Below are 11,039 nucleotides of genomic sequence, written 5' to 3' on the forward strand. Positions count from 1 at the left end.
TGCACTAGATTTCAAAAAATGAAATTAGTGCGGTGTTTTTTCAATGTCACTAAGGCAATGCCCTAGCTCCATCATTTTCAATTTGTAAAGGTAAGTAGCTTATCCACTACTTACGTTTACTCTTCTTAGCCTTTTTAATGGCCTTCTTAACTGCTCGTTCTTTTTGCTTTTGTAATTGTTCCTTTTCTTCACGCTCTTTGTTGATCTTCCAAGGGTTTTGAATAACCAGTGTCTGACCAACTTGGAACGCGTTGGTTGCTACCCAGTAAAGTGACAAGGCTGATGGCAAACTAACGGCCGTAATCAAGATAATTACTGGCATTCCGAACGTCATCATCGAAGTCATGGAATTTTGCTGTGGCTGCCCCTTCATAGCTAACCATGAACTTAAGAAGGTAAAGAAAGCAGCCAAGATTGGCAAAATGAAGTATGGATCTTGATGTCCCAGTCGTAGCCACATGAAGCTTCCTGTTCGTAATTCTTGGGTCCGCCAAATTGCTTGGTACAAAGCAAATAGAACAGGCATTTGAACTAACATTGGTAAACAACCAGCAATTGGGTTGATTCCTGCTTCAGCATATAGCTTCTTTTGTTCTGCTTGCAACTTCTGCATTGTTTCTGTATCTCTTGATGAGTACTTCTTTTGCAAAGCTTGAAGTTGGGGCTGAACTTCTTGGGTCTTTCTCATACTTCTGGTTTGGTAAATCATCAATGGTAGAATAATAATTCTAACGATAATAGTGAATATGATGATTCCCATTCCGTACCCACCAAATTGGGATAACCAAATGATTGCCCGGGAGAAGTTGAGAACAACTAATCCATCCCAAATACCAGTACTATGATTGGTGATTGGTGCGTTACTACAGGCAGACAGTACAATTGCTAAACTCGCTAACGCCGCGAGTGTAACTACTTTCTTCGTTCTTTTTCTCACTGTTTTTCCTCGCTATTGTCATCTGTTTTAATTAAATCTGCTAATTTTAAAACGTGGATCAATCCGGCCTTGATATCTTTCATCGCCATCTGATCAGTAGAAGGTCTAGCAATCACGATGAAATCAACATCTTGACGTAAGTCTCCCTTAAGCTCCAGAAGCGACTGTCTGATTCTTCGTTTAACCCAATTACGGTGAACCGCATTTCCAATCTTCTTACCGACAGAAATACCAACCCGAAAATGAGGTTGACCTGGTTTATCTAATTTATAAACGACAAACTGACGATTGGCAACTGAATTATGGGTTTCAAATACCTTTTGAAAGTCTGCTTCCTTCTTTACTCGAAATGATTTTCGCATCATACATCTCCAAATAGAATTAAAAATGAAAAAAAGACCACTGAATGGTCAGTGGTCTATGCAGACAAACTCTTTCTACCTTTTTGACGACGGCGTGCCAACACCTTACGACCATTACTGGTGCTCATACGTTTGCGGAAACCGTGAACGCGAGCGCGATGACGCTTCTTTGGTTGATATGTTCTCTTCATTGATAGAACGCCTCCTTACGCTAATTTATTGCAATTACGCATTTAAACTTTTTCTTATCAAAATGCATTTCCTAAATATAGTAACACAACTCATAAATTATTGGAACACTTGATTAGCATATAAAAAAATATTTTGCTTTTTTATAAAATGTTTCATAACGAAAAACATGTGGATAACCCGTTTTTTTTCAGAAGCCAATTCACTGCTTTCAAACATGGTTATCCACAAAAACACAGCCTGCGTTTTTCTATATCCACAGGTTGTTGATAACTTTAAAAATAAAAGCGAAACCCTTTATAAATTACCGCTTTTTTTATCCACAGTTACTTGTTGATTACTTGTGATTATCTATTTTTATCCACAGTTATCCACAGGGGTGTTGAAAATTAATAAACTGGGTGTGAAACATTTATACACAGGGTTATTTACCCTGTGGAAAACTTTTTTCTACAATGCTAGAATTAGTTTGCTGAAAAAATTAAGGATCTTAAATCCAAATACGAAGGGGGAATTAAATGTGCCAGATAAGGATGCCCTATGGAATGAATTGAGCGAACAATTCAGAAACAACACACCCAAGCTGTCATATGAAACGTGGATCAAGCCAGTAAAGCCAGTTAGCTTTGATGGTTCCACATTAACCTTATCCTTACCCTCTGAACTTCATCGGGATTACTGGGAAAAACAACTTGCCCCTAATCTGATTGAGTATGCCTTTGTTCTAACGAAGGGAAATATCGAACCAAAATTTGTCCTTGAGTCAGAGGTTCCAACTGAGGAAGCAACTTCTGATTCCGAAGATGATAATAAGGAAATAGATGATAAACCCGGTTATTCGTTTAGTAAGGAAATTCATTTAAATCCTAACTATACGTTCGATAACTTCATCATCGGTAAGGGTAATCAAATGGCTCACGCCGCAGCACTCATCGTTTCAGAAGAGCCTGGTAAACTTTATAACCCGCTGTTCTTCTACGGTGGTGTTGGCCTTGGCAAAACGCATTTGATGGAGGCCATCGGTAACAAGATGCTAGTCGACCGTCCAGATACAAAGGTCAAGTACGTTACTAGTGAGGCGTTCACGAATGACTTCATCAATGCCATCCAGAACAATCAAACGGAGGCGTTTAGAAGGGAATACCGGGCCGTTGATATTTTGATGGTCGATGATATTCAATTCTTCGCTGACAAGGAAGCAACCCAAGAAGAGTTCTTCCATACTTTTAACGATCTGTACAATAACGATAAGCAAATCGTATTAACATCAGACCGTGTCCCCCAAGAAATTCCCAAGTTACAAGAACGATTGGTATCCAGGTTTGCCTGGGGATTACCAGTCGACATCACCCCTCCAGACCTTGAAACAAGAATTGCTATTCTTAAAAACAAGGCTGAAATCGACCACCTTGAGATTCCAAATGAAACAATCAATTACATAGCAAATCAAGTTGATTCAAACGTGCGTGAACTTGAAGGCGTGTTATCGAGAGTTCAAGCGTACTCGAAACTAAAGGGTGAACCGATTTCAACTGATCTTGTTTATGAAGCGTTAAAAGGATTGAAGCTAGCAACCAAGTCCCACCAAATCGGAATTGCGGACATTCAAACTAAGGTTGCGGACTATTATCACGTTTCAGTAAGTGACCTAAAGGGAAAGAAGCGACTTCAATCAATTGTCTTACCAAGGCAAATTGCAATGTACCTTGCTCGTGAAATGACAAATAGCTCTCTACCAAAGATTGGTAAGGAATTCGGTGGTAAGGATCACACAACCGTTATCCACGCTTACGAAAAAATAACTGAGCAGCTAAAATTGGATACTGATTTACGACACGAAGTGACCGCTTTAAAAAAGGACCTTGGCTAAACTAAAATAATGATATAATCAGCTGTGGAAAACAATCTGAGTTATGGTGCTTTTATGCACATAGATATCCACAGCTCTTTTCTTCGCTAGTTATACACAGCCACTAGTTATCCACAGAATCCACAGGCCCTACTACTGGTTCTATTCTTTTATTATTTAATTTAAGTAACTTTGTGTTGCCACACAATTTAGGAGGTCGACAATCAATCATGAAATTTTCAATCAGCAAAACAGCCCTTATAAAAGCTTTAAATACGGTTCAACGAGCAATTTCAACTAAAACCACGATTCCAATTCTTACTGGATTAAAATTAGTTGCAACTAGTGAAAGTCTCATCCTTACTGGTAGTGATGCAGATATTTCAATCGAAACAACCGTAAAAGCAGAAGATTCCGATAACTTATTAGCAGTTGAATCCGAAGGCTCAATTGTATTACCAGCTAGATTCTTTACAGAAATCGTTAAGAAACTTCCTGAAGATACGTTAACAATCGAAGTTGGTGATAATTTCCAAACAGCCATTAATTCAGGAACAGCTGCCTTTACCATCAACGGTCTTGATGCTAACAACTATCCTCACTTACCAGAAATTGATTCAGGCAATTCAATTCCACTTGCTGGTGACTTACTAAAGCAAATCATCAGTGAAACAGTAATTGCTGTCTCAAATCAGGAAAGTCGACCAATTCTTACCGGAGTTCATTTCACAATTGCTGACAACACAATCGTCGCTGTAGCAACTGATAGTCACCGTCTTAGTCAACGACGAATTGAATTACAACAAAGCGTTGCTGATACCTATGATTTCGTTATTCCAGGTAAAAGCCTGAATGAATTATCAAAAATGATTGATGATTCAAAAGACGACGTTATGTTGTCAGTCAATGAAAACCAAGCGCTATTCGTTGTTGGTAACACATTGTTCTATTCAAGAATCCTAGAGGGAAACTATCCAGATACATCTAGATTAATTCCTGATTCATTTGACACCCGCGTTTCATTTAACGCAGCATCCCTATTATCAACTGTGGAACGGGCTTCGCTTTTGTCTCATGAATCTCGGAACAATGTAATTAAGCTAATTATCGATCCTGATGAAAATGAAGTAGTTATGTACGGCAATTCACCTGATGTTGGTGTAGTTGAAGAACGAATCAAACCACTTGAACTTCAGGGTAACAAGCTGGAGATTTCATTTAACCCCGACTACATGAAGGATGCCTTGAGATCATTAAGTCAATCGGCAATCAACGTTGACTTTACGTCAGCCTTGAGACCATTTACATTAATGCCAACCGAGGATAGTGAAAAGTTTATTCAGCTGATCACACCAATTAGAACTTTCTAGATTAATCAAAAACCAGCAATGATTTCAATAAAATGAGATTATTACTGGTTTTTTTATATCCTCAAACGGGGATCAAAATGATTTCGCTTTCTTTTTTTGAATTGGAGGATCTAACTGATTGACTCTAAATGAAAAAAATCCGTTTTAGGCTATATAATTCCATTAAACGGCATATGATGAATTTTTCCGTATTTCAGGCATAAGTGCCAAAATCAATAAAAATGGCTGAAAATGGCTTATATTCGCTCGAGAGATGTACTTTTACCGATAAAAAGCGTATAATACTGGTATGACAAAGGTGGGTGAAATTGTGAAAAAAGAGATTGTCATTGATGGACCATACATTACTTTAGGCCAAATGCTAAAAGAGGAATCAATCATCTCCAGTGGTGGTCAGGCAAAGTGGTTTTTAAAAGAAACTGCGGTTGAAGTTAACAACGAGCCTGAGGACCGCCGGGGCAAGAAACTGTACGATGGTGATACGGTTTCTGTTCCTGATGTTGGCTTATTTTTTATTCGCTCAAAGCAGGATAGTTAATGCGGCTGACTAAGCTCTCGCTTCATAACTATCGGAACTACGTTGATCAAACAATTGAATTTGCTCCTGGGATTAACGTTTTACTTGGCCAAAATGCGCAGGGTAAAACTAATCTTCTTGAGGCAATTTACGTTTTATCACTGGCCAGGAGCCATCGGACTGCAAATGATAAGGAACTAATCAATTGGGATAGTCAAAATGCACAGATCAGAGGAATCGTAAAGAAGCAATATTCACAGATTCCCGTGGAACTAGATTTAGGTCCAAAGGGTAAGAAGGCTAAACTGAATCATTTGGAACAGGCTAAATTATCTAGCTACATCGGCCAAATCAACGTTATTTTATTTGCGCCAGAGGACTTATCAATCGTAAAGGGGTCCCCCCAGACCAGACGAAAGTTTATGGACATGGAGTTTGGTCAGATGAGTTCCCATTATCTATACAACTTGACGCAGTACCGAAAGATTTTGAAGCAACGAAATCGATATCTCCGCGACCTTAAGCACCACGTGAGGACCGACAAGGTTTACCTTGAAGTTTTGTCTGATCAGTTGGCGGCTTATGGGGCAGAGATTATTTTTGAGCGAATATCGTTACTGAATAAGTTACAAAGATATGCCCAACGGATCCATCAAGAAATATCTCAGGGTAAAGAAAAACTCGTTTTTCAATACAAAACAGCCGTTACTAAAGATCAACTTGGTACCGTTGAGAATATTTATAACGATCTCTTAAAGCAATTCAAAACCATCAGTGAAAAAGAAATTGTCAGGGCGACGACCCTATTAGGACCACACAGGGATGACTTACGGTTCATTGTGAATGGTAAGGAGATCACTTCTTTTGGTTCGCAGGGGCAGCAGCGAACGACAGCATTGTCGCTAAAACTGGCAGAAATTGATTTGATGAAAGAACAAACCGGTGAGTACCCGATTCTCCTTCTTGATGACGTGTTGTCAGAGTTGGATGACTATCGGCAGACCCATTTGTTAACTGCGATTCAGGATCGAGTACAGACTTTTCTAACTACAACTAGTTTGAGCGGGGTTCAAGAGGAACTCCTTGCTGATCCTAAGGTATTTAGAATTGAAAACGGTAAGGTAGAAACGGATTAGGGAGGATTAGAATGGCTGACGAAAAAGAAACCAAAAAAGAATTAGCGCATGAATATGATGCGAGCCAAATTCAAGTTCTTGAAGGCCTCGAAGCGGTTAGAAAACGGCCCGGAATGTATATCGGAACAACCACGTCACAAGGACTTCACCATTTAGTTTGGGAAATCGTTGATAACGGTATTGATGAGGCCTTGGCCGGATTTGCGACCAAAATTACTGTAACGGTTGAAAAAGATAACAGTATTACAGTTACCGATGATGGTCGGGGAATTCCCGTTGATATCCAACAAAAGACTGGGAAACCAGCCTTGGAAACTGTGTTCACTATTTTGCATGCCGGTGGTAAGTTTGGCGGCGGCGGTTATAAGGTTTCCGGTGGTCTTCATGGTGTTGGGGCCTCAGTTGTTAACGCCCTGTCAACGGAGCTAGACGTTTCAGTTACTCGTGACGGCAAAGTTTACTACATGGACTTTGAGCGTGGCCGGGTCAAGACGCCAATGAAGGTCATTGATGAAGTTGACGAGGATCTTCACGGAACTAAGGTTCACTTTATTCCAGATCCAGATATCTTCCGTGAAACAACTACCTACGATATTAAAATTTTAACTACCCGGATCAGAGAACTTGCTTTCTTGAATAAGGGACTGAGAATCATTATTCGGGACTTGCGACCAGAGAAGCCAACTGAGCAAGATTTCCTTTACGAAGGTGGAATCAAGCATTACGTTGAGTATCTGGATGAAAGTAAGACGGTTCTATTTGACGAACCAATCTACGTTGAGGGAATGGAAAACGGAATTACCGTTGAAGTTGCCATTCAATATACCGATGATTATCACAGCAACTTAATGACGTTTACTAACAACATCCACACCTATGAAGGTGGTACCCACGAGGAAGGGTTCAAACGGGCTTTGACTAGGGTAGTCAACGATTATGCTCGTAAGAATAATTTACTTAAGGACAACGATGCTAACCTAACTGGTGAGGATGTCCGTGAAGGCACAACTGCGGTTGTCAGCATAAAGCATCCGGATCCTCAATTTGAAGGTCAAACTAAGACAAAACTTGGTAACTCAGATGCTAGAACTGCTACTGATCGCATTTTCTCAGAGCACTTCTCAAAGGTTTTGATGGAAAATCCAAGTGTTGCTAAAAAAATCGTCGAACGAGGAATTTTGGCTTCCAAAGTACGTTCTGCTGCTAAAAGAGCCAGAGAGGTTACTCGGAAAAAGAGTGGGTTGGAAATTGCCAACTTGCCAGGTAAATTAGCTGACAATACTAGTAAAGATCCTGAAATTTCAGAATTATTTATTGTCGAGGGTGATTCAGCCGGTGGTTCTGCTAAGCAGGGTCGTTCACGGTTGACCCAAGCTATCCTGCCAATCAGAGGTAAGATTCTAAACGTTGAAAAAGCAAGTATGGATAAAATCTTAGCAAACGAAGAAATTCGGTCGTTGTTTACGGCGATGGGAACTGGTTTTGGGGATGACTTTGACTTATCAAAGGTCCATTACCACAAGTTGATCATCATGACCGATGCCGATGTCGATGGTGCTCATATTCAAACGTTGTTATTGACATTGATCTACCGCTACATGAGGCCACTAGTTGACGCTGGGTATGTTTACATCGCTCAGCCACCTCTATATCAAGTTCGTCAGGGTAAGATGCAAAGATATATTGATACCGATGAAGAGTTGGATCAAGTTCTTGGTCAATTACAACCATCACCTAAGCCAGTTATTCAACGGTACAAAGGTCTTGGTGAAATGGATGCCGAGCAGTTATGGGATACAACTATGAATCCAGAAAACAGACGTTTGTTAAGAGTTGAATCACAAGATGCAGCCGAAGCAAACCAAGTGTTCTCAATGCTAATGGGGGATAAGGTTGAACCCCGAAGAGAATTTATCGAAGACAACGCTCAGTTCGTTGAAAACCTTGATATTTAATTAGTGTTTCATGTGAAACATTAAGTAGTTTACTTTGAAACGGAGGTATGAATAGTTGGTAGAAGATAGCTATGACAACCGAATAAGTAACGTCGACCTATCCAAAAAAATGCGGACGTCTTATTTGGACTACGCAATGAGTGTTATTGTCTCCCGGGCGTTACCCGATGTTCGAGATGGATTGAAGCCAGTTCATCGGCGAATTTTATACTCAATGAACGAACAGGGAATCACCCCTGATAAACCATATAAAAAGTCAGCCAGAATCGTTGGGGATGTTTTAGGTAAGTACCATCCCCATGGTGATACTGCTGTTTATGATGCCATGGTCAGAATGGCCCAAGATTTCAGTTACCGCTATATGCTTGTTGATGGTCACGGAAACTTTGGTTCAGTCGATGGTGATAGTCCAGCGGCCATGCGTTATACCGAAGCTAGGCTAAGCAAAATTGCCATGGAAATGCTTCGAGATATTAACAAAGATACGATTGATTACAACGATAATTATGATGGTACTGAAAAGGAACCAGCTGTTATGCCAGCTCGTTTTCCTAACTTATTGGTTAACGGGGCATCAGGAATTGCTGTTGGTATGGCGACTAATATTCCACCTCACAATTTGCGGGAAGTTATTTCAGCTCTCCACATTCTGATGGATAATCCTGATGCAACAACCGCTGATCTGATGGAAGCTATCCCAGGTCCCGACTTCCCAACCGGGGGAGTTGTTATGGGTAAGTCTGGAATTAGAAAGGCTTACGAAACTGGTAAGGGAACCATCACTATTCGGGCTAAAGTTGAAATCGAAGGTGATGCTGACAGCAAACAAAAAATCATCGCAACTGAGTTACCATACATGGTCAACAAGGCTAAGTTGATCGAAAGAGTTGCTGAATTAGTTCGTGACAAACGAATTGAAGGTATCACAGATATCAACGATGAATCTGACCGTGAAGGGTTACGAGTGGTTATTGATGTCCGGCGCGATGCAAGTGCCGACGTTGTTTTAAATAACTTATACAAACTAACACTGATGCAGACTTCATTTGGATTCAACATGTTAGCAATTGTTGATGGCACCCCAAGAATTCTTAGTTTGAAGGAAATCTTACACTACTACCTGGAACACCAAGTGGAAGTTATTACCAGAAGATCTAAGTATGAATTGAAGAAGGCTGAGGCGCGAGCTCATATTCTTGAAGGATTGAGAATTGCCCTTGACCACATCGATGCCATTATCAAGATTATTAGAGGATCACAGACTGGTGAAATTGCTAAGAACCAATTGATTTCTGACTTTGGCCTTAGTGACAAACAAGCCCAAGCAATTTTGGATATGCGACTAGTTCGGTTAACCGGATTGGAACGTGAAAAGATTGATAAGGAATACGATGAATTGATGAAGACCATTAATGACTTGAAGGAAATCCTTTCAAGTCGTGATCGGGTCAATGAAATCATTTATCAAGAATTACTTGATATTCAGTCTAAGTTTGGTGATGACAGAAGAACTGAACTTCTTGTTGGAGAAGTTCTTAGTCTTGAAGATGAAGATTTGATTGAAGAAGAAGATGTCATTGTTTCACTAACTCATAACGGTTATATCAAACGAATTCCAACGGTTGAGTTTAAAGCTCAAAATCGTGGTGGCCGTGGGGTCCAGGGAATGGGTGTTCATGATGATGACTTTGTGGAACATTTAGTTTCGACATCAACTCATGATGTTCTGTTATTCTTTACCGATGCTGGTAAGATTTATCGAATGAAGGGTTATGAAATCCCAGAATACGGTAGGTCAGCCAAGGGAATTCCAATAATCAACTTGTTGAATATTGATTCCGGCGAGAAAATTCAGGCAGTTATTAATATTTCTGATCGAAATAATGATTCTGAGAAGGACCTCTTCTTTGTTACCCTTCACGGGACGGTTAAAAAGACACCAGTTGCTGAGTTTACAAATATTCGCAGCAATGGTCTTAAGGCAATTAACCTTAAAGAAGACGATCAAGTAAATAATGTGTTGATTGCTGATCCTGATCAGAATATTATTATTGGAACCCATCAAGGATACGCAGTTAGCTTTAAAGCTACTGATGTTCGGTCAATGGGTCGGTCAGCTACTGGAGTTCGGGGAGTCCGGCTTCGTGAGAATGACTACGTAGTTGGATCAGATATTCTTAACCCTGACAGTCACGTCTTCGTTATTTCAGAAAAGGGTTATGGTAAACAAACTCCTGCCGACCAATATCCAATTAAAGGTCGTGGTGGTAAGGGTATCAAGACCGTCAACATTTCTGAAAAGAATGGGCCACTTGCTGGTTTAACAACCGTAAGCGGTGACGAGGATATCATGCTGATCACCAATAAGGGAGTCATGATTAGATTCGGAATCGAAGATGTTTCGGAAACTGGTCGGGCAACGCTTGGTGTTCATTTGATCAGAATGGATGATGAAGCCAAGGTAGCAACAATGGCTAAGGTCGAGAAGGAAGTACCTGAGGAAGAAGCAGCCGATAGTGACGATACTGCAAACGCCGATGGAAATTCCGATAACGATGAGTCGTCAGATAGTGATAACGAATAAAATAAAATAAATTAAAGAGGCTGGGACATAAGTCCCAGCTAACGCAAAAAAACTTCGGAAATTAATTTTTCCGAAGCTTTTTTGAATTCTATGTAGCACAGAGAATTCAACTCTGCTATTCTTAAATCGACGAAAACCCA

General features: G+C 40.2%; 9 protein-coding genes. 6 read left to right on the forward strand and 3 right to left on the reverse strand.

Annotated elements, in window-relative coordinates; translation table 11 throughout:
- Positions 1-106 precede the first annotated feature (106 nt).
- From yidC to rpmH, 3 genes are read right to left on the reverse strand one after another with little or no spacing between them, the layout of a single operon-like run.
- The gene (gene yidC / locus QOW94_RS06935; RefSeq protein WP_283679596.1) at positions 107-937 is read right to left on the reverse strand and encodes a membrane protein insertase YidC; all 831 of its coding nucleotides are present in this window, start codon (positions 935-937) and stop codon (positions 107-109) included.
- Positions 934-1,299 carry a ribonuclease P protein component gene (rnpA, locus tag QOW94_RS06940; protein ID WP_283679597.1) on the reverse strand — a complete coding sequence of 122 codons (366 nt, stop codon included), beginning with the start codon at positions 1,297-1,299 and terminating at the stop codon, positions 934-936. The genes yidC and rnpA overlap by 4 nt, the downstream gene beginning before the upstream one ends.
- A gap of 56 nt (positions 1,300-1,355) precedes the next feature.
- Positions 1,356-1,490 (reverse strand): 50S ribosomal protein L34, encoded by a 135-nt coding sequence (gene rpmH / locus QOW94_RS06945; protein WP_013729124.1) that lies wholly within the window; start codon positions 1,488-1,490, stop codon positions 1,356-1,358.
- A 518-nt stretch (positions 1,491-2,008) separates the two neighbouring features.
- Between rpmH and dnaA the strand changes: the two genes are divergently transcribed.
- The 6 genes from dnaA (at position 2,009) to gyrA (ending at position 10,899) form a co-directional block, all read left to right on the forward strand.
- On the forward strand, positions 2,009-3,358 hold the full coding sequence (gene dnaA / locus QOW94_RS06950; protein ID WP_283679601.1) for a chromosomal replication initiator protein DnaA: 1,350 nt from the start codon (positions 2,009-2,011) through the stop codon (positions 3,356-3,358).
- Positions 3,359-3,567: 209 nt separating this feature from the next.
- The gene (gene dnaN / locus QOW94_RS06955) at positions 3,568-4,707 is read left to right on the forward strand and encodes a DNA polymerase III subunit beta (RefSeq protein ID WP_283679602.1); all 1,140 of its coding nucleotides are present in this window, start codon (positions 3,568-3,570) and stop codon (positions 4,705-4,707) included.
- 310 nt (positions 4,708-5,017) lie between these two features.
- A complete protein-coding gene (gene yaaA, locus QOW94_RS06960; protein WP_283679603.1) occupies positions 5,018-5,245 on the forward strand; it encodes a S4 domain-containing protein YaaA in 228 nt (75 codons plus the stop codon).
- Positions 5,245-6,360, forward strand: a complete 1,116-nt coding sequence (gene recF, locus QOW94_RS06965; protein WP_283679604.1) for a DNA replication/repair protein RecF — start codon at positions 5,245-5,247, stop codon at positions 6,358-6,360. The genes yaaA and recF overlap by 1 nt, the downstream gene beginning before the upstream one ends.
- Before the next feature lie 11 nt (positions 6,361-6,371).
- Positions 6,372-8,315 (forward strand): DNA topoisomerase (ATP-hydrolyzing) subunit B, encoded by a 1,944-nt coding sequence (gene gyrB, locus QOW94_RS06970; RefSeq protein ID WP_283679605.1) that lies wholly within the window; start codon positions 6,372-6,374, stop codon positions 8,313-8,315.
- A 55-nt stretch (positions 8,316-8,370) separates the two neighbouring features.
- On the forward strand, positions 8,371-10,899 hold the full coding sequence (gene gyrA, locus QOW94_RS06975; RefSeq protein ID WP_283679606.1) for a DNA gyrase subunit A: 2,529 nt from the start codon (positions 8,371-8,373) through the stop codon (positions 10,897-10,899).
- The last annotated feature ends 140 nt before the right edge of the window (positions 10,900-11,039 follow it).

The sequence above is a fragment of the Lentilactobacillus sp. Marseille-Q4993 genome, from assembly GCF_951230165.1.
In the GTDB taxonomy this organism is placed as follows: domain Bacteria; phylum Bacillota; class Bacilli; order Lactobacillales; family Lactobacillaceae; genus Lentilactobacillus.